The 22928-nt window shown below is 62.6% G+C and carries 19 protein-coding genes; 4 read left to right on the forward strand and 15 right to left on the reverse strand.

Annotation, left to right across the window (positions count from 1 at the left end; genetic code table 11):
- Nucleotides 1-144: 144 nt before the first annotated feature.
- Entirely contained in the window at nt 145-1014 is an 870-nt protein-coding gene (locus ACFE8X_RS16825; protein ID WP_375452654.1) for a 50S ribosomal protein L11 methyltransferase, read from the forward strand.
- A gap of 229 nt (nt 1015-1243) precedes the next feature.
- Here the strand turns inward: ACFE8X_RS16825 and ACFE8X_RS16830 are convergent, their stop codons facing one another.
- Nucleotides 1244-1375 carry a hypothetical protein gene (locus tag ACFE8X_RS16830; protein ID WP_263574796.1) on the reverse strand — a complete coding sequence of 44 codons (132 nt, stop codon included), beginning with the start codon at nt 1373-1375 and terminating at the stop codon, nt 1244-1246.
- 209 nt (nt 1376-1584) lie between these two features.
- Between ACFE8X_RS16830 and ACFE8X_RS16835 the strand changes: the two genes are divergently transcribed.
- Nucleotides 1585-3408: an aminopeptidase P family protein gene (locus ACFE8X_RS16835; RefSeq protein WP_375452655.1), complete on the forward strand. Its 1824-nt coding sequence runs from the start codon at nt 1585-1587 to the stop codon at nt 3406-3408.
- Between the two features lie 12 nt (nt 3409-3420).
- On the opposite strand, the gene ACFE8X_RS16840 is transcribed toward ACFE8X_RS16835, so the two are convergent.
- The 13 genes from ACFE8X_RS16840 to ACFE8X_RS16900 form a co-directional block, all read right to left on the reverse strand.
- Nucleotides 3421-4716, reverse strand: a complete 1296-nt coding sequence (locus ACFE8X_RS16840) for a hypothetical protein (protein WP_375452656.1) — start codon at nt 4714-4716, stop codon at nt 3421-3423.
- Between the two features lie 18 nt (nt 4717-4734).
- A complete protein-coding gene (gene ligA, locus ACFE8X_RS16845; protein ID WP_375452693.1) occupies nt 4735-6945 on the reverse strand; it encodes an NAD-dependent DNA ligase LigA in 2211 nt (736 codons plus the stop codon).
- 181 nt (nt 6946-7126) lie between these two features.
- A complete protein-coding gene (gene recN / locus ACFE8X_RS16850) occupies nt 7127-8797 on the reverse strand; it encodes a DNA repair protein RecN (RefSeq protein WP_375452657.1) in 1671 nt (556 codons plus the stop codon).
- A 137-nt stretch (nt 8798-8934) separates the two neighbouring features.
- Complete coding sequence (locus tag ACFE8X_RS16855) at nt 8935-9780, reverse strand: outer membrane protein assembly factor BamD (protein ID WP_375452658.1); 846 nt, start codon at nt 9778-9780, stop codon at nt 8935-8937.
- An 88-nt stretch (nt 9781-9868) separates the two neighbouring features.
- Nucleotides 9869-10825: a UDP-3-O-acyl-N-acetylglucosamine deacetylase gene (gene lpxC, locus ACFE8X_RS16860; protein ID WP_375452659.1), complete on the reverse strand. Its 957-nt coding sequence runs from the start codon at nt 10823-10825 to the stop codon at nt 9869-9871.
- Nucleotides 10826-10934: 109 nt separating this feature from the next.
- On the reverse strand, nt 10935-12593 hold the full coding sequence (ftsZ, locus tag ACFE8X_RS16865; protein WP_375452660.1) for a cell division protein FtsZ: 1659 nt from the start codon (nt 12591-12593) through the stop codon (nt 10935-10937).
- A gap of 399 nt (nt 12594-12992) precedes the next feature.
- Nucleotides 12993-13976, reverse strand: a complete 984-nt coding sequence (locus ACFE8X_RS16870; RefSeq protein WP_375452661.1) for a magnesium transporter CorA family protein — start codon at nt 13974-13976, stop codon at nt 12993-12995.
- Between the two features lie 236 nt (nt 13977-14212).
- Nucleotides 14213-15511, reverse strand: a complete 1299-nt coding sequence (gene ftsA / locus ACFE8X_RS16875) for a cell division protein FtsA (RefSeq protein WP_375452662.1) — start codon at nt 15509-15511, stop codon at nt 14213-14215.
- 11 nt (nt 15512-15522) lie between these two features.
- Nucleotides 15523-16404, reverse strand: a complete 882-nt coding sequence (locus ACFE8X_RS16880; RefSeq protein WP_375452663.1) for a cell division protein FtsQ/DivIB — start codon at nt 16402-16404, stop codon at nt 15523-15525.
- A complete protein-coding gene (locus ACFE8X_RS16885; protein WP_375452664.1) occupies nt 16392-17312 on the reverse strand; it encodes a D-alanine--D-alanine ligase in 921 nt (306 codons plus the stop codon). Before ACFE8X_RS16885 ends, ACFE8X_RS16880 begins: the two co-directional genes overlap by 13 nt.
- The gene (gene murC / locus ACFE8X_RS16890; RefSeq protein WP_375452665.1) at nt 17309-18727 is read right to left on the reverse strand and encodes a UDP-N-acetylmuramate--L-alanine ligase; all 1419 of its coding nucleotides are present in this window, start codon (nt 18725-18727) and stop codon (nt 17309-17311) included. Before murC ends, ACFE8X_RS16885 begins: the two co-directional genes overlap by 4 nt.
- Nucleotides 18724-19839: an undecaprenyldiphospho-muramoylpentapeptide beta-N-acetylglucosaminyltransferase gene (gene murG, locus ACFE8X_RS16895; protein ID WP_375452666.1), complete on the reverse strand. Its 1116-nt coding sequence runs from the start codon at nt 19837-19839 to the stop codon at nt 18724-18726. The genes murC and murG overlap by 4 nt, the downstream gene beginning before the upstream one ends.
- Nucleotides 19836-20999 carry an FtsW/RodA/SpoVE family cell cycle protein gene (locus tag ACFE8X_RS16900; protein WP_375452667.1) on the reverse strand — a complete coding sequence of 388 codons (1164 nt, stop codon included), beginning with the start codon at nt 20997-20999 and terminating at the stop codon, nt 19836-19838. The genes murG and ACFE8X_RS16900 overlap by 4 nt, the downstream gene beginning before the upstream one ends.
- A 180-nt stretch (nt 21000-21179) precedes the next feature.
- On the opposite strand from ACFE8X_RS16900, the gene ACFE8X_RS16905 reads away from it, so the two are divergent.
- On the forward strand, nt 21180-21422 hold the full coding sequence (locus tag ACFE8X_RS16905) for a hypothetical protein (protein WP_375452668.1): 243 nt from the start codon (nt 21180-21182) through the stop codon (nt 21420-21422).
- 2 nt (nt 21423-21424) lie between these two features.
- The gene (locus ACFE8X_RS16910) at nt 21425-21826 is read left to right on the forward strand and encodes a type II toxin-antitoxin system VapC family toxin (protein WP_375452694.1); all 402 of its coding nucleotides are present in this window, start codon (nt 21425-21427) and stop codon (nt 21824-21826) included.
- Here the strand turns inward: ACFE8X_RS16910 and mraY are convergent.
- Entirely contained in the window at nt 21823-22908 is a 1086-nt protein-coding gene (mraY, locus tag ACFE8X_RS16915) for a phospho-N-acetylmuramoyl-pentapeptide-transferase (protein ID WP_375452669.1), read from the reverse strand. The two genes, ACFE8X_RS16910 and mraY, sit on opposite strands and share 4 nt — an antisense overlap.
- Nucleotides 22909-22928: the final 20 nt, after the last annotated feature.

Genomic DNA, 22928 nt, shown 5'->3' on the forward strand with positions numbered 1-22928 from the left:
GAGGCACGTCTCGCCGCATGCCGTTTGACTGTCATCCAACCGCCCGGTGACCCCGAGCGGCGCATCGGCACGTCGCGTCCGCCAAGCCTGCATTGACTTGCCCTCCCCAAAACGCCAAGTACCAACCATCAAGAGGTTTCGCCCATGGCCGTCGACCAGCTTTCCGCCCCGCTCACGAAAGATCAGGCCTACGCCTTGGTCGATGCCGTCATGGAGCGCGACGACCTGGCTTTGACCGCTTCGGCGCACGAGCATGAGGCCACCGGCGAGTGGCTGTTCGAAGCCACCTGCGACAGCCCGCCGGACCTTGATTCATTTGCTGAACTGGCGCTCCAAACCCTTGGCGGCGCCGTGGATTTTTCCGTCGCACCGATCGATCCCGAGATCAACTGGGTCGCCCGCTCGCTCGAAGGCCTGCCCCCGGTGATCGCGGGTGGCTTTTACGTCTATGGGAGCCACGAAACCGGCCCGATTCCCTCGGGCCTCACCGCCATGCGGATCGACGCCGCCCAGGCCTTCGGCACCGGCCATCATGAAACCACCACCGGATGCCTCGAAGCCATCGATCGCCTGCTCAAGCGCAAACGGCCGCGCATCATGATCGATGTCGGCACTGGCACCGGCGTGCTCGCCATCGCCTTGGCCAAGCGCCTGCATATGCCTGTCATCGCCAGCGACATCGACCCGATCTCGGTCAGGACCACCCTGGACAACGCCACCCGGAACGGCGTCGGCAAGTTCATCATCCCGGTCGAAGCCACCGGCCTCAACCACCGCACCATCACCCAAACCGCGCCCTATGACCTGGTCGTCGCCAATATCCTGGCTGGCCCGCTCACCGCCCTCGCCCCCGCCATGGGCCGCCTGGTCGAACGTGGCGCCACCATCATCCTCTCCGGCATTCTCGAGCGCCAGGCCCCCGGCGTCATCGCCGCTTATTCCCGCCAGGGCATGGTCCTCACCCAAAAGCTGCAGCGCAAGGACTGGACCACGCTGATGCTGGAAAAGCGGTGAACCTTTCCCGTGAGGCGGCAGGTTGGTGCGTTCAGATTTGAGTCAGGCCGAGCCGAAAGCGGTGATCTTCGAGAACCGGAGCGGAGCGTACGTTTGGGTACGTGAGCACCGGAAGCGGAGAAGGTCAGCGCTTGCAGGCCGGCATCATCCAAACATCAATGCACCAAAGCAAAATCCCCGAAGCAAGCTCCGGGGATCCTTAGATCGTCAGCAGTAAACTGCAGCGGCCTTACGGGCGCTTGGTGAATGCGCCGATCAGCTGGTGCTGCATGCGATAGCTGACCTGGCGGCTCGATTCACGACCGCGGGCGTCGATGACGGACCCCAGGGCCTTGCGGAAATCGTTCTTGCTCTCAGTCATTTCAGTCTCCATGCGCGGTGTCGGTTGTCTGTTGCCCCCGACACGATGATATTTAGTCCAATGCGTTCCATTCAGTTAGGCCTTCGGCGACACATCAGCCATGTCGGCTGCGCAACTCCCGTTACCACTTCATTAATTTGCCGTTCAGACTGGCATTCGCGTCTCGCACCACTAAGATCGGCGCCGTTGTTCGCCGCAAGGAATCCACCATGACCACGCCAGACTTCGCTCCCGCCGTGTTCCAGAGTTTCGAGGAAAAGGCGGATCCCAAAAACGTTGCGCCGCGCCTTGCAGCGCTCCGAACCGAACTGGGCAAAGCCGGGCTGGACGCGTTCCTCATTCCCCGCGCCGATGCCCATCGCGGCGAAGCGGTGCCGCCGGGCGAGGCGCGCCTGGCCTATGTCACCGGCTTCACCGGCTCGGCCGGCATTGCCATTGTCGGCCCGAACAAGGCCGGCCTGTTCGTCGATAGCCGCTACACCATTCAAGCGCCGACCCAGACCGACACCAAAAAAGTCACCGTCCATGAAGTGGGCCAAGGCAGCATTTCCGACGAGATCGCGGCCTACGTGCCCAAAGGCGGCCGTATCGGCTTTGATCCCTGGCTGCACACCCCCGGCGAAATCCGCGACCTCACCGCCCGTCTTGGCGCCCGCGCTACCCTCGTACCCAGCGAAAACCTGGTCGACCGCATCTGGCCCGACCGACCGGCACCACCCGCATCGACCATTGAACTGCTCGGCCACAATCGCGCCGGCAAGACCTCGGCCGACAAGCTCGGCGAGTTGCAGGCCGATCTCATCGGCGACCATGCCGATGCCGCTATCCTCACCCTGCCCGAATCGATCAACTGGTTGCTCAACATCCGCGGCCGCGACGTGCCCAACACGCCCTTCGTGCTCGGCTACGCCATCGTGCCCAAAACCGGCCTTCCCACGCTGTTTCTTGATGCCTCCCGCATCACACCCGAGCTAACCCTGGCCTTGGCCGGCATCGCCAAACTGGCCAAGACCAAAACACTCGCCACCGCCCTCGCCCGCCTCGGCAAGGGTGCCAAATCCGTGCTGATCGACCCGGCCTCCGCGCCCGAAGCCGTCGCCGCCACCCTGCGCCAGGCCGGCGCCAAACTGATCGAAAAGCGCGATCCGGTGCTGCTGCCCAAGTCGCGCAAGAACGACGCCGAGCTCTCCGGCATGCGCGAAGCCCATAGGCTTGATGGCGTAGCGCTGGCCAAGTTCCTCGCCTGGTTCGATGACCATGCACCCTCGGGCCAGCTCACCGAAATCGGCATCGTCACCGCGCTGGAAGCCTTTCGTCGCGCGGAGGAAAGCTGCGTCGATGCCAGTTTCGATACCATCTCGGGCGCCGGCGCCAACGGCGCGATCGTGCATTATCGCGTCACCAACAAGACCGACCGGGCCCTGGCCGCCGGCGAACTCATGCTGCTCGATTCGGGTGCTCAATATCTATCGGGCACCACCGATATCACCCGCACCATGTCGACCGGCGCCTCCACCCCCGAGCAGCGCGATCGCTTCACCCGCGTGCTCAAGGGCATGATCGCCATCTCCACCGCCCGCTTTCCCAAGGGCACGTCGGGCGCCCAGATCGACGTGCTCGCCCGCCAGTTCCTCTGGCAGGCCGGCGTCACCTACAATCACGGCACCGGCCATGGCGTCGGCGCCTTTTTGTCGGTCCATGAAGGCCCGACCGGCATTTCCCCGCGCTACACCCTGCCGCTCGAAGCGGGCAATGTGCTCTCTAACGAACCCGGCTACTACAAGCCCGGCGAATACGGTATCCGCATCGAAAACCTGATCATCGTGCGCGACAGCACTATCGCGCCCGGCTACCTCGAGTTCCAAACCCTGACCCTGGCGCCTATCGACACCCGCCTGCTCGACGCAACGCTGTTGACTGCCGCCGAGCGCGACTGGCTCAACGCCTATCACCAGCGCGTTTTCGCCGAGATCGTCCCCCTGCTCGACGGCAAGGTCAAGGCCTGGCTCAAGCAAGCCACTGCCGCGATCTAGAAAAAGGACCGTTTAGTTGAACCAGAACGCATAGCCGAGCCACTGATCCCCGAACACGCGGTTGGCGTCGGCGAAGTTGGCCGCAGTCGCCACCGGGCCGTCCTTGAGGAACGGTTTGGCGCCGAGCCCGGTCAGGATCATGATCAGATCGGTCTGCGTCGCCGTCTCGAAATAGGCTTTGAGATCGAACCCCTGCTTCAAGCGCCAATGCGGCACCAGCAACTCGCCGTTGAGGATTTGATCGGCCGTGTCCAGCGTCGCCATCCAGGCTTTGACGACGTCCTCGTCCACCTTCAAATCCTTGGACATCGGCGTCTGACCGGGTGACGGCACCAGTTCATGATCATCGTCCGTTTCCGCCAGGATCGCGTCCCAGTTCCGGCGCGACAGCGCCGTGATCGACAGCAGCCGCTGCCGAATGCCGGCGAGCCGCGCCGTGTCGATCACCGGGAAATTCAGCGTATGAATCGCTGCCACTACGTCGGCGATCGAAGTGTCGGTCGCCGGGTCCATCATTAGCGTGCCGTTGCTGGTATCCTGCATCGGCAGGCCCGATTTGGGAAAGAAGCGGTGGAAATAGGCATCCACCAGGTCATGGAAGTCATGGGCCAAAAGGAAATCCGCCTGCGACGCCGCGACTTGGCTATAGCCTGCAAACCAGATCGCGTCCGCCCGATCAAAGCCGATCGTCAAGTCCTGCGAAGCGGCCGGCACGCCATCCTTTCTCTTTTGCGCGGGTGGCGGACCATCCGGAAACGGAATGTCCGCCCATCCAAAGGCCGGCCCCAGCAAATCGCCCAGCGTCTCGCCCGGCTCGGCCGCTCCATCGCCATCGGCGTCGAAGCGAAATTTCAGCGGCTCCAGCGCCACCACATAATCCCCATCCTCGCCTGCAGCTTCCAACAAAGCCCGGCTTGCATCCATGCTGGTGACGAAGTCATTCAATACGGTGCGAAACTTTTCGTACGTGATCGGCTCGGGATTGGGATTGGCCGGCATCGCTTGCGGCCCCGAAACCGGCATGCCGAACAAGAGCGCCGGTACGCTGAAGTCCGGCGCCACCGGGCCATATTTGTAGAGGTCCTGCGAAACCCGCTGCAATCCGTTGACCAAGGTCAGCAAGCCGGCCGCGAACTTGGCCTCCGGATCGCCTGCCTCTGCCAGCGGCGTCACCGCGCCCAGTCCCTCGACAATCGTGCCGTCGTACAAATGGGTGCGCAGCAGATACCCCGCCTCCCCTGCCATAGCCGCGCCCGGCACCATCAATGCCCCCGCTGCAAGTCCGGTTGCCCAAGTCCTCAAGCCCATTGTCTCTCCCTCCAGCCATTATTGCGCGATCAGCACGAACCAGTCGTCTTCGCTGATCACCCGGATGCCGAGTTCTTCGGCTTTCTTGAGCTTGGAGCCGGCGCCAGGTCCCGCCACCAGGATGTCGGTCTGCGCCGAAACCGACCCCGCGACTTTCGCACCGTGCCGCTCGGCCATAGCCTTGGCTTCCGATCGTGTCATTTTTTCGAGGGACCCGGTGAACACTACCGTCTTGCCTGCCACTTCGCTATCGGCGGAAACGCTGAGCACATAAGGCTTTGGCCTTACCTGCAGCAACAGCGCGTCTATGACCGCATCATTGCGCTGATTGCCAAAAAAATCGATCAACGCCGCGATCACCGTATCGCCGATGCCGTCCACGGACGGAAATACGCTATGGGGATCGTCCGCATGTGCCGCAACTGCCTTGCCGATGGCAATCAGCCCCTCCATCGTCGAGAAGGTGCGCGCCAGCACCGCCGCCGTCGTTTCCCCGATATGGCGAATGCCCAGCGCGAAGATGAACCGGTCCAGTTCCGGCTCGCGCCGCGCGTCCACGGCCGCGAACAGCTTCTCCAGCCCGTCGTAGTTGCGCGCCTCGAGGCCACGTACATTTTTGCGCGCCTTGCCTGAAGCCGTTTCGCGCAATCGTGCCTGCTCCTCGCGCCGAGCCCCCAGCGCCCCTTGCACCTCGGCGCGCCGGTCCTTGAGCGTGAAGATATCGGCCGCTGTCTTGATCAATCCGGCATTGAAGAACAGATCGATGTTCTCCGCGCCCAGCCCCTCGATATCCATAGCCCCGCGCGACACGAAGTGCCGCAGCCGCTCGATTGCCTGAGCCGCGCACACCAACTCTCCCGTGCACCGCCGCCGCGAGTCGGCCTTGCCGGTCTTTTCGTTGAGCGCACGCGTTGCCGGCGAACCGCATACCGGGCACACCTGGGGAAAGTCATACGGCACCGCATCCGCCGGCCGCCGCTCGAGCACCACGCGCACGATCTGCGGAATGACATCTCCCGCGCGCTGGATCACCACCGTATCGCCGATCCGCACATCGACGCCGTCGCGGATCGGCAGCCCATTGCTGTCCAGGCCCTTGATGTAATCCTCGTTGTGCAGCGTCACGTTTTCGACCACGACGCCACCCACCGTCACCGGCGCCAGCCGCGCCACCGGGGCCAGCGTACCGGTGCGCCCGACCTGGATATCAATGCGCTTGACCACGGTGGTCGCCTGTTCGGCCGGAAATTTATGCGCAACCGCCCAGCGCGGCTCCCCGGTCACAAAGCCCCATCGCCGCTGCAGATCCAGCCGGTCGACCTTGTAGACCACCCCGTCGATATCGTAGCCCAGCGCTGATCGTTGCGCCTCGATCAGCCGGTACTGTGCCACCAGTTCCTCAACCGATTTCGCGCGCACCATCAGCGGGCTCACCTGAAAGCCCCATTCGCCGAATTTTTGCACCGCATCGAATTGCGTTTCCGCAGGGTCCGCGCTGGCCTGCCCCCAGCCGTAGGCGAAAAACCGCAGATTGCGACTGGCAGTGACTGACGCATCCTTCTGGCGCAGCGACCCCGCCGCGGTGTTGCGTGGATTAACGTAATCCTGCCCACCCGCTGCCGCCGAGCGCTCCTTGAGCGCCTTGAACTCGGCATAGGTCATATAAACCTCGCCGCGGATTTCGATGGTTTGCGGCCAGCCGCTCCCTGACAGCTGTTTCGGAATATCGCCAATCGTTCGTAGATTGGCGGTGATATCTTCGCCCACCGTGCCGTCGCCCCGCGTCGCACCCTGCACGAAACGGCCATTCTCATAGCGCAACGAAGCCGACAATCCGTCGATTTTCGGCTCCGCGGTAAAGACCAGCTCCAAATCCTTGTCGCGCTCGAAGAACCGGTGCCCGCGCTGGATAAAATCCACCACATCCTGATCTGTATAGGCCTTGGCCAGGCTCAACATCGGCACCGCGTGCCGCACCTTGGCAAAGCCTTCTGCCGGCGCGGCCCCCACCGATTGCGACGGGCTATCGACCCGCACCAACCCCGGAAACGCTTCCTCGATCGCATCATTGCGTCGCCTCAAGGCGTCATAATCGGCGTCCGTGATCTCGGGCGCATCGTTCTGGTGGTAGGCAATATCGGCCTTGCCGATCTCGTCCGCCAGTCGCGCCAGCTCGGCCTCGGCTTCGGCCTCGCTCATCTCATCGGCGGGTTTGCTGGAGAGATCGATCACGGAAACGCTCACTTCATTCAACCCCACCAATTTTCTCCTCTGCCCTTGATGCGGAGGGAGAGCCTTACATGTTCAGCGGAAGGCCAGGGTGCTGCGCCATCCCACGCTTGATTGCATAAGAAAAAGACCCTGCATCCGCCTCACGGCACCTTCTCCCTCAAGGGGAGACGGAAAGATGTCAATGCACCTCGCTCAGCAACTTGCTCGCCGCTGCCCGCGCTTCCGCCGTAACGCTGGCTCCTGCCAGCATGCGGGCAACCTCCTCGCGCCGTGCCGGCAGGTCCAGCGGCTTGACATGCGTGCGCACAAACGCCCCCTCCTCCATCGCCTGCTTTTCGATCAGCAGATGGCGCTGCGCCCGCGCTGCCACCTGGGGCGCATGGGTCACCGCCAACACCTGCACCCGGCCCGCGAGCCGCGCCAACCGACGCCCAATTGCGTCCGCCACGGCGCCACCAACCCCCGTATCGATTTCGTCAAAGATCAGCACCGGCGCCGAACCCCGGTCCGCCAGTACCACCTTGAGCGCCAGCAGGAACCGGCTGAGTTCACCCCCGGAGGCGACTTTCAGCAGCGGCCCTGCAGCCGTGCCCGGATTGGTCTGGACATGAAAGGCGATCTGGTCGAACCCGCTGGCGGCGATGCGCTCCGGATCGACCTGGTGATCGACGATGAACTTGGCCGCGCCCAGCTTCAAATCCGGCAGTTCCGCCCCCACCGCAGCACTCAAGGCATCCGCAGCCTCGCTTCGACCCGCGCTCAGGGCCCCTGCCAAGCCCTGATAGTCCGCCAAGGCCTTGGCCGCCGCATGCTTGAGCGCCGCCAGTCGCTCTTCGCCACTATGCAGCGTCTGCAGATCGGCAGCGTATTTGGCCAGGATTGCCGGCAGCTCGTCGCACACCGTCTGGTGCTTGCGCGCCGCAGCCCGCAACGCGAACAGCCGCTCTTCGACGGCTTCGAGTTCGGCGGGGTCGTAAGCCATTTCGCGCTTGAGCGCCTCAAGCGCATCGGAGGTATTGTCCAGCGCGATCAGCGAGGCATCCAGCGCGTCCACGATCGGCTGGAACAGCGTCGCCCCCCCGTCGATCTTGCGCAGCAGCCGCCGCATCAGGCTCGACAGCGCTGGTGCCGGCGCCGCCGGGCCGTTCAGCACATCGTCGGTTTCCTTGACGTCCGTGGCCGACCGTTCGATCTGCTGCAAATGCTGGCGCCGCTCGGCAAGCTCTTCTTCCTCGCCCACCACCGTGCCGAGCTTGGTCAATTCTTCCACCGAGTGGCGGGCATAATCTTCCAGCGCCAGCGCCTCGGCCACCAGATGCTTTTGTGCCGCCACCGCCTCCTGCGCTTCGCTCAGCATGGCCCAAGCCGCGCGCACCGCTCCTGCCTGCCCGTCCAGCATGGCGAATGCGTCTAGTGCAGCGCGGTGCGTGGCGGCGTCAACCAGCGCCCGGTCGTCATGCTGACCATGAATTTCCACGATTTGCGAGCCGACCCTCTGCAACAGTGCCGCAGAAACCGGCTGGTCGTTGATGAATGCTCGCGTGCGCCCATCGGCAAACTGCACGCGGCGCAAAATCACTTCGTCGTCGTCCGGAATGGCATTGTTGCGCAAAGCCGCCCGCGCTGGATGCTCGGCCGGCAGTTGCAGTACCGCCACCACCTGCCCGCTGTCGCAGCCATTGCGCACCAGCGACGCGTCGCCCCGTCCGCCCAGCGCCAGCGTCAGAGCATCGAGCAGAATGGACTTGCCCGCGCCCGTTTCGCCGGTCAGCACGGTCATGCCGGCATCAAGGGCCAAGTCGAGCTGGTCGATCAGCACGATATTGCGAACCGAAAGCGCGTAGAGCATGCGTCACCGTTTTCGAACTGCGCCGAGGCGCCCCAGCCAAGCGCTCCTAACTCACCGACAAGCTGGCCTGCCGGTAAACGAGCGAGGTGCGCCAGCAAGCTAGCGCACCCCGGAACAAACAAGCAACAAAATAGTGATTACTTTCGCAAGCTGGCCATCCAGCTGCCGTCATTGACGGCAGGAGCCAGCCCTTGTTTTCCCAACAATTCAAAAGCTTCCTTATACCAGTCGCTCGAAGGGTAATTGTGCCCAAGGACCGCCGCGGCCGTCGTCGCCTCGTTGGTCAGCCCCAGCAGCAGATAGCCTTCGGTCAACCTATACAGGGCCTCCTCGATATGGGTCGAGGTCTGCCATTGCTCCACCACCACGCGGAAGCGGTTGATCGCCGCGGTATATTGCCCGTTGCCCAGATAATAGCGGCCCACCGACATTTCCTTGCCCGCCAATTGGTCATAGGCGACCAGCAGCTTTTCCTTGGCATCGTCGGCGTAATCGGACTGCGGGTAGTTCGAGATCAGCAAATTATAGGTATCGATGGCGTCGCGCGACAGTTGCTGGTCACGCGTAATGTCCTTGATCTGCCCATAGTAGGCGGTGCCCTTGAGATAAAGCACATAGGGCACGTCCTTGCCCGAGGGATAAATGGCCAGGAACCGGTCTGCCGCCAGAATAGCCTCGGGAAATTCTCCGATGCGGTAATTGGCATAAACTTCCATCAGCTTGGCTTTTTCCGACACCGGATCGCGCGGGTGCTGGCGCTCCAGCTTCTTGAGCGTTTCGATTGCGGTCATATAACGCTGCCGGTCCATGTCATCGAGCGCGCTCTGATATAGCGCAGCAGCCGGAACGATCGGCTCTTCCTTTATTTTCGGCGGCCCGAACAGGTTAAAGCCCGAGCATCCGGCCAGCATCACCACCAGCAGGCCCATTGTCACGAACCGGGCGGTCCGGCCGGTGTAAACACCAATTGCGTCAACTATCACGAACTGCCCCGTCCTCATTAAGAACCGCATAACGGCTGCGGCCTAAAGATCAAATGGATCAAAACTGTGGCCGCGCGGTGACCGCCGGTCAGCGCACGGATCGCAGATAATGATGAACCTCGAGGCCGTCCGGCTGGTCATCGAAGGTATCGAATTCCAGCGACAGGTCCTCGGCCGACACTATCTCATAATTGGCGTCGCTGGAAAAGAGACCCGACAGGACGTGGGCATTGAGCGCATGCCCGCCCTTGTAGGAGCGGAACCGTCCCCAGATCGGCAGCCCGCCCAGCGACAGATCGCCGATCGCATCGAGCAGCTTGTGGCGCACGAATTCGTCCTCGAAGCGTAGCCCGCCTGGGTTGAGAATGCGGTCCTCGTGTACCGTAATCGAGTTGTCCAGGCTCGATCCCAGTGCATAGCCCGCCTGCCGCAGGATCTTGGCGTCGCGCACGAACCCGAACGTGCGCGCCCGCGATACATCGTCGTAATAACGCCGCGGCGTCCAGTCGAAGATCATCCGCTGGCGGCCGATGACCTTGCTGTCGAAATCGATCTCCAGATCCAGCGCCCGCCCGTTATAAGGCTCCAGGGCTGCAAACGCATCGTTGTTGCGCACCGTCACGGCGCGGATGATCTTGAGGAACTTGCGCTGCGCCGGCTGGATTTCCAGCCCTACCTGCAGGATCGCCTCGGCGAAGGGGCGCGAACTGCCGTCCAATATGGGGCACTCGCCGCCATCCACGGTGATCAGCGCATTGTCGACGCCCATGCCGCTTAGTGCCGACGTCACATGCTCGATGGTCGCCACCGAAACGCTGTCGCCCAGATCCAGCGTCGTGCACAGCGTTGTTCGGGTAATGCGCGAAAAGTGCACCGCCACCGGACTGGTTCGACGGCCATCGGCCAGATCCCGGCAAATCAAGAAGCCGCTATCTGCGGGCGCCGGGCTGAGCGTGAGGGTAACGGGTTGGCCGCTGTGAACGCCATAGCCGGAAAAATTGATCGCGGCAGCGAGGGTGCGCTGGCGCGTACTTGATTTTTGCATACTCGAGAGAACTCCGGCCCCAGCCCTTTGACGCACAAATGTGTTATCCAAAAAAAACTCGGCGCGGAAGCCGCACCGAGCAATGTTTCACCTGCTCGATAATCGCGCTTTAACCGTGCTTGCGCAGGAAAGCGGGGATTTCCAGGTGGTCTTTCTGGGGCACCGCGGTGCTTGGACGACCCCGTGCGTCGAGCCCACCCTTGGCGCCGTCAGTGGGTGGGCGGGCGCTCGAAGCCCTTGCGCTGCTTGCTTCAATCGCGCTGCGCGCCGATTGATCATCGACTTCAATACGCGCAACTTCTATTTTCTCGGCCGCCTGCTGGCCCAGGTTCAAGCCGACATTCGAGGCGAGGCGCTTGAACAATGCGCGCGCATTGCGCGGCTCGCTTTCCTGACGTTCCTGCCCTTCCTGTGACCGCCGCGCAACAATCGGCAGCTCCTCGGTGCGTGGCATCCGGCGCTGGCCTTCGGGGCGAGCGGCGTTGGAGGGCACATAAACACTCGGAACGGGCTCGTCCTGAACTGTTGCCGGCTCGTCATGCTCGTAATTCGATTCGGCTGCGGGGATGTAGGGTTCAACGAACACGCCATCATCCTCGTGACCATAGCCCTGTGTCGGCGCCGGCTGCTCGAACGCAAACGCCTCGGCGACTGCGGCCTCCACCTGATGCTCGATTTCCAGCGGCGAGCTCATCGCCGCGCGTTCGATGGCAACCCGGGTGGGTTCCACGGGAACGTGCCGCTTGACCGAAAGCGGCGTGCGCGAGGCATGCGGCTTGGCCGGCTCCAGCGCCTGCACCATGGTCGCGTCGGTCCCCGTCGCCACCACCGACACACGGATCGTGCCGGTCAGGCTCGGATCGTAAGTTGCGCCCAGGATGATATTGGCATCCGAATCCACTTCTTCGCGGATGCGGCTGGCCGCTTCGTCCACTTCATACAGCGTCAGGTCGGGACCACCGGTGATCGAAATCAGGAGGCCCCGCGCGCCCTGCATCGATACATCGTCGAGCAATGGATTGGCAATGGCGGCTTCGGCGGCATGGCGCGCCCGGTCCTCGCCCGAAGCCTCGCCGGTGCCCATCATGGCCTTGCCCATGCCGCGCATCACGGCGCGCACGTCGGCGAAGTCCAGGTTGATCAGCCCTTCCTTGACCATCAGGTCGGTAATGCAGGCGACCCCGGAGAACAACACCTGGTCGGCCATCGCGAAAGCGTCGGCGAAGGTGGTCTTTTCGTTGGCAACCCGAAACAGGTTCTGGTTGGGAATGACGATCAGCGTATCGACATGGCGATGCAGCTCATCGATCCCGTCCTCGGCCAGCCGCGCCCGACGATTGCCTTCAAAGGTGAACGGCTTGGTGACCACGCCCACCGTCAATATGCCCTGCTCGCGCGCCGCGCGCGCCACCACCGGCGCCGCGCCTGTCCCGGTGCCGCCGCCCATGCCCGCGGTGATGAACACCATGTGCGAGCCCGACAGGTGGTCGTTGATTTCGTCCCAGCTCTCCTCGGCCGCTGCCCGGCCCACTTCGGGATGCGAGCCGGCCCCGAGCCCCTCGGTGACGCCGACGCCCAGCTGGATGATCCGTGGCGCCTTGCTGAGGGCCAACGCTTGCGCATCGGTATTGGCAACGACGAAGTCCACACCATCAAGGCCGGACTCGATCATGTTGTTGACGGCATTGCCGCCGGCGCCACCACAACCGAACACGGTAATGCGGGGTTTGAGTTCCTGAATATCCGGGATCGTGAGGTTGATGGTCATGAAGGGCCTCGTAATGGCGTGTTGGTAAAGATTTAGCCTGCCATTCGTTAACCGGGTCCTAACAATTCTCGCTTGGTCGTTAACGTGACCGTAATTTGCGACACTTCTGGCCACTTTGCTTACGGCGCATTAACCATGTGGCGCCTGGGCCACACAAACCCGGCTGCGCTTGTGGGGGCTATATGAGCCCGGTCAAACAAAACGCAGGAGATCACCAGGACAGCCATCAGGCCCTGTCTCTGGTTTGACGATCGTGAGGCCATGGCTTTTTATACGTCGACCTTCAAGAGTGCCAAGATCGCCAACATCAATCGCCCCCGGCCCGATGCTCCCGTTTGTACCGCCGAGTTCGAGCATGCCGCGCGTACGGAAAACCCCACGCGCTTGGTAAAGCACGACCTACAGCCAGCCGCGCCGCTTGAAATAAAGGTAGGGCAACACAGCCGACAGCACCATCAGCCCCAGCGCAAACGGATAGCCGATATACCAGTGCAGTTCGGGCATGAATGCGAAGTTCATCCCATAGATCGAGGCCACCAGCGTCGGCGGCAGGAACACCACCGCCGCCACCGAAAAGATCTTGATGATCTGGTTCTGCTCCAGATTGATCAGCCCCAGCGTCGCGTCGAGCAGGAAATTGATCTTGCTCGACAGCGTGCGCGCATGTTCCCCAAGCGACACCGCATCGCGCTGGACCAGCTTGATCAACTGCCGCGAGTCGCGCCCGGCCTTGGTCGTGCCGGCATCAGTGGCGGTATGGAACGCCGTCAGCCGCGAGATACTGACCAGGCTTTCCTGCACCATAGTCAACAGTTCTGCTTTGGCCCCGATCTGCTCGATGATCGAGCGCAGGTCCTGCTGCAATTGCTTGGCGCTCGACTTTTTCTTGCCGAACACGTCGCGCGAAATATGGTCGATCTCATTGCCCGCCCGCTCCAAGGCATCGGCCGTACGGTCGATCATCGCCTCGAGCAACCCCAGGAACACCTGTTCGCCCGATCCGCAGACCACGCTCCTGGCCTTTTGCGCTCGCGCCAGGAACGCTAAAAACGGCTTGGGCTCCGCATAGCGCACGGTCACCAGTGCCTGGCCCTTGATGATGAAGGTGATCGGGGTCTTTTCCGGATCGTCCGTGTCCAACTTGCTCAACGCCGTCATGGTCATGAACTCAGCGCCGTCTTCATTGTATAGGCGTGCCGACAGCTCGATTTCTTCCATCTCGGCCTGCGTGGGGATAACGATCCCCAGCAAGGATTCCACCAGATTGTCTTCCGCCGTGGATGGGTTGAGCAGATCGACCCAGACCAACCCGTCGACCGGCTGATCCGGAATGATCTGAATTTCAACGAGTTTAGCAGCTTGATGTTGATAGGCACGCAGCATGACGAGGCTCCTGGGCAAGGCCTTTGCGGTCCCGCCGAGCCGACACGCCTGTCAGCAGGGAGAAACCGTGTTTGTAATCGACGAACAACTTCGACTGTCGGGGTTCATAGCGTTTCTCTGGACTGGAATGGCTGGGCCACAGGCCGGCTCATGCGCCACTTGGGATGAGCTGTCAACGCCTTGCTGTCATCGATTGAACACGTTGTTCGCAGATCGATAATTTGGCTGCTGCGGCTCTAGAAACTCGTCCGCAGCCAACTACCGACGCGCGAAAAATACCCGTCCGTGCCGGTGAGTTTTCTCGCTCCGCGCGGCTCGGCATATTCCTGCACGCACACCTGTGGATAGATCAGCATACCCGCCACGCTCGCGAACGCTGCGCCCTTGGCCATTTCAGGCAGCCCCGCAATGCCCATGGGCCGACCGTTGCGCACATTGCGCGCCAAAATCCGCCGCGCCACTTCGGGCAGGCCGGTCATTTCGCTGGCCCCGCCGGTCAACACGAACCGCCGCCCGCAAACATCCATCATCCCCGTGGCCTGCATGCGATCGCGGATGGCGGTAAGGATTTCCTCGATGCGTGGCCGCATGATGCGCGTCAACACCGAGCGGGCGACCTGCCCCGGCGCCTCGTCATGGCTCGCGCCAACCGGCTGGATCGAGATCATGTCGCGTTCGTCCGCCTGTCCGGGCAGCACCGAGCCATAAAACGTCTTTAGCCGCTCGGCATCGGCCACGCTGACCGACAACTGCCGCGCTATATCGAGCGTCAGATGATGTCCGCCGATGGCGATCGCGTCGGTGTAGCAAAGGTGCCCATCGTTGAACACCGACACCGTGGTCGTCGCCCCACCGAAATCGAGACACGCCACGCCCAGTTGGGACTCGTCATCCACCAGCGTCGCCAGGCCAGAGGCATAGGGCGTCGCAATCAACGCTTCGATTTGCAGATGGCACCGATGCAGCACCAGTTCCAGGTTGCGCATGGCCAGGGTTTCCGAACTGACCACCGCCACATCGACCCCAAGCTTGTCGCCCACCATGCCTTTAGGATTGCGAATGCCCTTCTGCCCGTCCAGCGAATAGCCGATCGGCAGCGCATGGATAATGGAGCGTTCGGGCCGTACCGACCGCTCGTTGACCGCCTTGAGCACCCGGTGAATATCCGATTTCTCGACTTCCTGCCCGTCCAGCGACACTGCGGCCGAAAATGTTTCCGATCCCAGCCGACCCGCCGTCACGTTGACAATCACCGATTCCAGCGTCAGTCCCGCCGCGCGTTCCGCCATCCCCACGACCGAGCGGATTGCCTGTTCGGCCTTTTCGATGTCGGACACCACCCCGCTCTTGACCCCTGCGGATGGCCCATAACCGAACCCGATGACCTCGGCCTGATGCGTGCGCCCGCGCAACGCCTTGCCCTCGGCGCGCGGAGTCAGCCGGGCGATCACGCAACAAATCTTGGTCGAGCCGATATCGAGCACGGCCACCAGCGTGGTACGCCCTGGCTGCAGGGGGCGAAGCCGCGATGTCATCGAGTCGGTCATCATTTGTCTTCGTCTTCTTCTTCGCTCTGGGTTGGCCGCACCGCCACGATGCTGGCAACCCTTAGGTCGATCTGTGTCACGTCGCGGTCGAGCAGCTGATAGTCGCTCTGGTAACCGTCGAGCCGGTGCAACGCCTGCGCCACCCCCAGCTCTGGCAATTGTACCCGCAACCCGGTGTCGTAGATCAGGTCCCAGCGGCGGTCAGCGATCCGCGACAAGGCGACTAGTCCGTCCTGTAGACGTGGATATTGCTCGAGGGCCCGGATCATCACCAGCGCATCGTCGGCCGCCCCGTCGCCCACCACCAACGGCAGCTCGCCGTAAGCGCCATGATCTTCCCCGATCTGCTCGCCCTCGGCATCGACCACGAACGTCACCCCGTCCACCCGCCAGCGTGCCACCGGCACCTTTTCGAGAATTGTGACACTCACGTCGCCAGGATAAATCTTGCGTATGCTCACGGTCTTGACCGCCGGCAGTTCCGCGATCCGCTGGCGCGCCGCCTCTGCGTCGAAACTCACGCTCGAAATGTGCGGCTCGACCCCTAGCGCATCGAAGATTGACTGCTCGCTGGCCAGCGACTGTCCGGTGATCGAAATCTCACCGATGGCGAAGCTGGTATGGCCCAATTGGCCTAGTCCGACATCGCGCAACGCTGTGGCGCCATCCAGGATCGGGGTTCGCACCTGATAGAGGACCCCGGCAGCAACCAGCGCCATTACCGCTGCCGCAATCCGCACCACCCGCCTGCGATGCAGGACCCAGGTGCGGCCGACATTGTTGCGCAGCCGCCGGCGCGGCTCGCGGATACGAGCAGGCAGCGCGCGCGGGTCGATGACCTGCGCGCCGGCGAGAATCGCCTTGCTTCCTACCTGTTGCAACTCGCGTCCTCCACCATCCAGGCGACCAGTTCCTCGAACGAATGCCCGGCATGCAAAGCCTGTTCGGGAGCCAACGAGGTCGGGGTCATACCCGGCTGGGTGTTGATTTCCAGACAGACAAGCTCGCCGTCCTCACCCGCCCGGTCATTGTAGCGGAAGTCGGTGCGGGTGACGCCGCGGCAGCCAAGCGCGCTATGCGCCAACAGACTCATCTTCTGTACTTTGTCGTAAATTTTTGGTGAAATCTGAGCCGGGATAACGTGTTGTGATCCACCCGCAGCGTATTTTGCCTCATAATTGTAGAAAGCCAGATCGGTAACGATCTCGGTCACCCCCAGCGCCACGTCGCCCATCACCGCACAGGTCAGCTCGCGCCCGGGGATATAGCGTTCCACCATCAGCGCTTCGCCGCCCTTCCAGTCTTCCCCGAGGATTTCCTGCGGTGGATGGCTTTGGTCGGCCTTGACGATAAGAATACCAAAGCTTGATCCATCGGCCACCGGCTTGACCACATAGGGGGTGGTCATCACGTGCGCGCGGCCCACTTCGGCGCGGCTGGCGATCACATGATCGGTCACCGGTACTCCGGCAGCCTTCAGCATGATCTTGGCCTGGTGCTTGTCCATGGCCAGGGCCGAAGCCAGCACGCCCGAATGCGTATAGGGAATACGCAGGAATTCGAGCACGCCCTGTACGGTGCCGTCCTCGCCGAACCGGCCATGCAGAGCATTGAACGCCACGTCAGGCCCGACTTCTCGCAGCCTCTCGGCAATGTCGAACCCGACATCGACTTCGCTGACCCGGTAACCCGCCCGCCGCAATGCTTCGGCGCATTTGCGCCCCGAACTCAGCGACACTGGACGTTCATTGGAAAGCCCGCCCATCAGCACCGCGACATGCTTGCTCATTCGACGTCCTTCCCCAACAGCGCCCCCAATTCCGCTGGCAAGGCGCCAGCCCATTGGGTGATATTGCCGGCCCCCAGACACACCACGTAATCCCCGTCCGCAGCACGGCTCGCAATCAGCGGCGCCAGCGCTTCGGGCCGATCGATCACCCGCGCGTCGCGATGCCCCCGCGCCCGTATGCGGTTAACCAGTTCGTCATGCGTCACCCCGGCGATTGCCTGCTCGCCCGCCGCATAGACCGGCGCCACGATCACCGTGTCCGCATCGTTGAAACAGGCCGAGAAATCATCGAACAGATCATGCAGCCGGCTGTAGCGATGCGGTTGCACCACCGCGATCACCTCGCGCCTGGCCGACTGCCGCGCCGCCCGCAATACCGCCGCGATCTCGACGGGATGGTGCCCGTAATCATCGATCACCGTGATCCCGCCGACCACACCGGTCTTGGTGAAGCGCCGCTTGACCCCGGTGAACCCCTTGAGCCCCTTGCGAATGGCCTCGGCCGGAACATGCAACTGATCCGCCACCGCGATCGCCGCCGTGGCGTTGAGCGCGTTGTGCACCCCCGGCATCGGCAGTTCCAACCCATCGATGCGCAACTGCGTCATCCGGATGCGGTCGCGGATTTCCACCGCAAAATGGCTCACCCCGTCGATCGTCTCGAGGTCCACCAGCCGCACGTCCGCCTGCGGATTGCGCCCATAGGTGATCACCCGCCGGTCGCGGATTTCGCCCACCAGCGCCTGCACTTCCGGATGGTCGAGACACATCACCGCAAAGCCGTAGAACGGCACGTTCTCCACGAAATTGTGGAACGCGGTCTTGACCCCGTCGAAGTCGTGGTAATGATCCAGATGCTCGGGATCGATATTGGTGACCACCACGACATCGGCCGGCAGCTTGACGAACGTGCCGTCGCTCTCGTCGGCCTCCACCACCATCCACTCACCCTCGCCCAGCCGCGCATTGGTGCCGTACGCGTTGATGATGCCGCCATTGATCACCGTCGGGTCGAGATTGCCCGCGTCCAGCAATGTCGCCACCAGCGTCGTCGTCGTCGTTTTGCCGTGCGTGCCGCCAATGGCGATCGCATTCTTGAACCGCATGATCTCGGCCAGCATCTCGGCCCGCCGCACCACCGGCAACCCGCGCGCGCGCGCCGCATCGAGCTCGGGATTGCCCTTTTTTATCGCCGACGACACGACGACCACGGCCGCCTCGCCCAGATTTTCCGCGCGCTGGCCGATCTCGATCCGGACACCCATGGCCTGCAGCCGCTGCACATTGGGGTTGGCCGCCGCATCCGATCCCTGCACCACATAGCCCTGGTTATGCAGAATTTCGGCAATCCCGCTCATGCCAATGCCACCGATCCCGACAAAGTGGACCGGCCCGATGTTGCGCGGCATTTTCATGAAGTGTGTTCCATCTCGTTCAGGCCGCCGCCAGCCAGCATCTCGGCCAAGTCCGCCAGCTTTTCCACGGCCAGCGGCTGGCCCAGGCCGCGTGCTGCGCTTGCGGCCACCCGCAGGGCGTCGGGGTCGGTTAACAAAGTCGTGAGGCGAGTGCCCAGCGAAAGCGGCGAAAGCGTGTCCTGCTCCGCGATCCAGCCCGCTCCTGCCGTCTCCATCACCATCGCATTATTCTTCTGGTCGGCATCGATCGAGCCCGGCAGCGGCACCAGGATTGCCGGCCGCCCCAGCACGCACAGCTCGGCTATCGTCGAGGCGCCCGAACGCCCGATCACCAGATGTGCCCGCGCCATCCGCTCGGGCAGATCGTCGAAAAACGGGGCCAGCTCGACATTCACCTTGGCTAGGCGATAGGCCTCGGCCACCCGGTCCAGATCCTCCGCGCGGCATTGCTGCACCACCTGCAGCCGATGCCGCACCGCCTCGGGCAGTAGCGCGATCGCCGGGGGCACCAGATCGGCCAATGCCCGTGCCCCCTGGCTGCCGCCAAAGATCACCAGCCGGATCGGCCCCTGCCCGTCCAGGTCTGGAAACGGCGTGCCCGCCATCGCCCGCACCCGGTCGCGCACCGGATTGCCCGTCATCCGCTTGTCGAGCATCAGCGCATCGGCGAATTTCGTCTTGGGAAAGCTCATCGCCAGCAGATCGGCAAACCGCGACAGCGCCCGATTAGCCCGCCCCAATACGGCGTTTTGCTCGTGCAAGATACCCGGAATACCCCTGAGCCTGGCGGCCACAAATGGCGGAAACGTCGGATACCCGCCAAACCCGATCACCGCGTCCGGCTGGATCTTGCCCAACTTGCCAAAGGCCACGGCGACCCCGCCCACGATCTTCAACCCTGCGGCCACGAACAGGAAAGGATTGCGCAACGACGGCGTCGCTGCCGGCACGACATGGATTTCCCGCGCCGGAAAGTCCGCGCCGTAAGTGGCCACCCGATGGTCCGTCATCAACACGATGACGTGGCCACGCCGCCCCAGTTCCTGCGCCAATGCCATGGCCGGAAAGAGGTGTCCTCCCGTGCCGCCCGCCATCAACACGAACGTTTTCATTCCGCAGGTGCCAATGCGCTGCGATAGACCGGAATGCCCGTGGTCAGACGTTCTTCGGGCTTGGAGCGCGTCAGCGCCAGCATCAGTCCCATGCCGAAGGCGATGGCGATCATCGAGGTGCCGCCATAGCTCACGAAGGGCAGTGTCATGCCCTTGGGCGGAATGAGGTTCAAATTCACCGCCAGGTTGATGCCCGACTGCATGGCGAACTGGATCGCCAGCGTCGAGGCCGCTAGCCGCGCAAACAGGCTCGTCTGTCGCTGCGCGCCGATCATCGCCCGGATGACGATGAAGCAGATCAGCCCCACCAGCACCATGCAGAACAAAATCCCGAACTCTCCAGCTGCAGCCGAAAACACATAATCCGCATGCGCATCGGGGATCAGCTTCTTGGCGATCGATTCACCCGGCCCCCTCCCGAACCAGCCACCTTCAAGAAGCGACTGCAGCGCCCGGTCGATCTGATAGGTATTACCGCCACCTTCGGGATTGAGGAACGTGTCGATGCGCTTGGAAAAATGCGGAAAGAACATATAGGCGCCAAACAGCAGCCCACCACCCGCCCCCGCCATGACAAAGATGATCCACCACGAAATACCCGAAACGAACATCAGCACCGCCCAGGTCGCCAGGATCAAGGCCGTCTGTCCGATATCGGGCTGCAGCAACAGGCCGCCGACAATGGTGAAGGCGATCACCGTCGCCATGATCTTGCCTGGCACGTTCTTGAGCACCATGCTCTCGGAAAAGAGCCATGCACCCAATACCGCAAATGCCGGCTTGACGAATTCCGAGGGCTGGATCGATTGCCCCCCAAACGACATCCAGCGTCGTGCACCCTTGACCTCGGTGCCGAATTTCAGCGTCGCCCAGAGCAGCGCCAGGCTCACCACCAGCGTCGCCAGCGCCCAAAGCCGCGCCTGCCGGTGATTGAGGAACGAGGTCGCGATCATCACCGCCAGCGCCGGCACGCAGAACATCGCATGGCGAATGACGAAATGCCATTCGTTGAGCCCGAGCCGCTCCGCCACCGGCGGGCTCGCAGCAAAGCTCAGCACCATGCCGCACGTCATCAGCAGGATCAGCGCACCCAGCAGTTCGCGGTCGATCGACCACCACCACTCAGCCAACGGCGTCTTTTCTGCGCGGGAAAACATCATGCGCGTGCCGGTCGGGCCGGCCTCCACGAAATACCTAAAACTGTTCGCATTCTAACGTCTCGATGGTTACCGATTTCCCACCGAATTTGCGTTTTGCAACTCTTCCGGCGAAACGGTAGTCAACCTTGTTGGCAGCCTCGTGTACGCGTATCTTTCAACAAAGCCATTCAGGAGGCAGCCGTGGATGAAAGGTGGGAGGTCGAAAGGGACAGCACCCTGATACCGTTGCTGGAGCGGGCCGGAACCAATCCGATCGAGGTTACCCGCAACGGTGAAGTCGTCGCCAGAATTGTGCCGATGCCAAAACGCGACATCGCTAAATCGAGGGCTGCTGCGGCGGCACTTAGGAATCTGAGCGCAGGGCTAAACCTCGGGCCCGGCCTGACGATCAAAGACCTGATAAATGAAGGTCGAAAATATTGATTGTGCTCGATGCTTCGATCACTTTGGCATGGAGTTTCGAGGATGAGCGGACACCACCAGTCGATGCTGTGTTGGACCAAATTTCCGATTTTGGCGCGGTAGCGCCGCAACTCTGGCCACTGGAAGTTGCCAATACCCTAAGGCTGGCTGCACGACGAGGCCGCATTCCGCTGGACCGCGTGGCAGGAATACTGTCCAGCCTGACGGCATTGGATATTGAAATAGACACCGAGACCGTTGGCCGGGCCTGGACGACGATCTTGAACATAGCCGACAAGCACGATCTTACCGTTTACGATGCGTCTTATCTCGAACTCGCCATCCGTCGCGGTCTACCCCTGGCTACCGGCGACAAGGCGCTTGTCCGCGCCGCCCGCGCCGAAGCCGTCTCCGTCCTACCCTAGCGCAGCTTCAGCGAACTCAACCCGATCAGCGCCAGCACAAAGCTGATGATCCAGAACCGGATCACCACCTGGCTTTCGGTCCAACCCATATGCTCGAAATGGTGATGGATCGGGGCCATGCGGAACACGCGTTTGCCCGTGAGCCGAAATGAGGCCACCTGCACGATGACCGACACGGTTTCCAGCACGAACAACCCGCCGATGATCGCCAGGACGATCTCGTGCTTGGTCGCTACCGCGATCGTACCCAATGCGCCCCCCAAGGCCAGCGAGCCCGTATCGCCCATGAAAATCTGCGCCGGCGGGGCGTTGAACCACAAGAATCCCAGCCCCGCGCCGATCAGCGCGCCGCAGACCACCGATAATTCCGCCGTGCCTGGCGTATAGTTGAGGAACAGGTAGTCCGAAAACGTCACACTGCCGACCAGGTACGCGATCAGCGCGAAGCAGGCAGCCGCCACCATCACCGGCACAATAGCCAGCCCGTCCAGCCCGTCGGTCAAATTGACCGAATTGCCCGCCGCCATGATCACGAAGCCACCGAACAGGATAAAGAAGTACCCCATGTTCCACGCCAGATCCTTGACGAACGGAAACAGCAGCGAGGTCGCATAAGGCGTCGCGCTGAGCTGGGACAAGGCAAAACAGGCCATCATGCCGATCACTGCCTCGATCAACAGGCGCTGGCGGCCGCCAAACCCCTTGTGGCTCATCCGGGTCACCTTGAGATAATCGTCGTAAAACCCGATAGCGCCGAACCCGATGGTCACGAACAGCACCACCCAGACATAGCCATTGGTCAGGTTCGACCACAGCAGCGTCGACATGACCGCGCCCGACAGGATCATCAGTCCCCCCATCGTCGGCGTGCCCTTCTTGGTCAACAGGTGCCCCGCCGGCCCGTCTTCGCGGATCGGCTGGCCCTTGCCCTGCTTGAGCCGCAGCAGCGCGATCATGCCCGGCCCGAACATGAAGACAAAGAACAGCGCCGTGACCACCGCGCCGGCCGTGCGGAAAGTGATGTAGCGGAAGACGTTGAATGCGGCGAGGCTGTCGCCGAGCTGGCCGAGAAAATACAACATGGTTGGAAATATCCTCGTCT

It is taken from the genome of uncultured Devosia sp. (genome assembly GCF_964244875.1).
Classification (GTDB): Bacteria; Pseudomonadota; Alphaproteobacteria; order Rhizobiales; family Devosiaceae; genus Devosia.

Excerpts from the sequence above, each read along its gene's own strand:
- ACFE8X_RS16870 (WP_375452661.1), bottom strand. The coding sequence starts at position 13,976 with ATGCTGCGTGCCTATCAACATCAAGCTGCTAAACTCGTTGAAATTCAG.
- mraY (WP_375452669.1), bottom strand. The coding sequence starts at position 22,908 with ATGTTGTATTTTCTCGGCCAGCTCGGCGACAGCCTCGCCGCATTCAAC.
- ACFE8X_RS16840 (WP_375452656.1), bottom strand. The coding sequence starts at position 4,716 with ATGGGCTTGAGGACTTGGGCAACCGGACTTGCAGCGGGGGCATTGATG.
- ftsZ (WP_375452660.1), bottom strand. The coding sequence starts at position 12,593 with ATGACCATCAACCTCACGATCCCGGATATTCAGGAACTCAAACCCCGC.
- recN (WP_375452657.1), bottom strand. The coding sequence starts at position 8,797 with ATGCTCTACGCGCTTTCGGTTCGCAATATCGTGCTGATCGACCAGCTC.
- ACFE8X_RS16825 (WP_375452654.1), top strand. The coding sequence starts at position 145 with ATGGCCGTCGACCAGCTTTCCGCCCCGCTCACGAAAGATCAGGCCTAC.
- ACFE8X_RS16900 (WP_375452667.1), bottom strand. The coding sequence starts at position 20,999 with ATGATGTTTTCCCGCGCAGAAAAGACGCCGTTGGCTGAGTGGTGGTGG.
- ftsA (WP_375452662.1), bottom strand. The coding sequence starts at position 15,511 with ATGACATCGCGGCTTCGCCCCCTGCAGCCAGGGCGTACCACGCTGGTG.
- ACFE8X_RS16830 (WP_263574796.1), bottom strand. The coding sequence starts at position 1,375 with ATGACTGAGAGCAAGAACGATTTCCGCAAGGCCCTGGGGTCCGTCATC.
- ACFE8X_RS16835 (WP_375452655.1), top strand. The coding sequence starts at position 1,585 with ATGACCACGCCAGACTTCGCTCCCGCCGTGTTCCAGAGTTTCGAGGAA.
- lpxC (WP_375452659.1), bottom strand. The coding sequence starts at position 10,825 with ATGCAAAAATCAAGTACGCGCCAGCGCACCCTCGCTGCCGCGATCAAT.
- murG (WP_375452666.1), bottom strand. The coding sequence starts at position 19,839 with ATGAAAACGTTCGTGTTGATGGCGGGCGGCACGGGAGGACACCTCTTT.
- murC (WP_375452665.1), bottom strand. The coding sequence starts at position 18,727 with ATGAAAATGCCGCGCAACATCGGGCCGGTCCACTTTGTCGGGATCGGT.
- ACFE8X_RS16885 (WP_375452664.1), bottom strand. The coding sequence starts at position 17,312 with ATGAGCAAGCATGTCGCGGTGCTGATGGGCGGGCTTTCCAATGAACGT.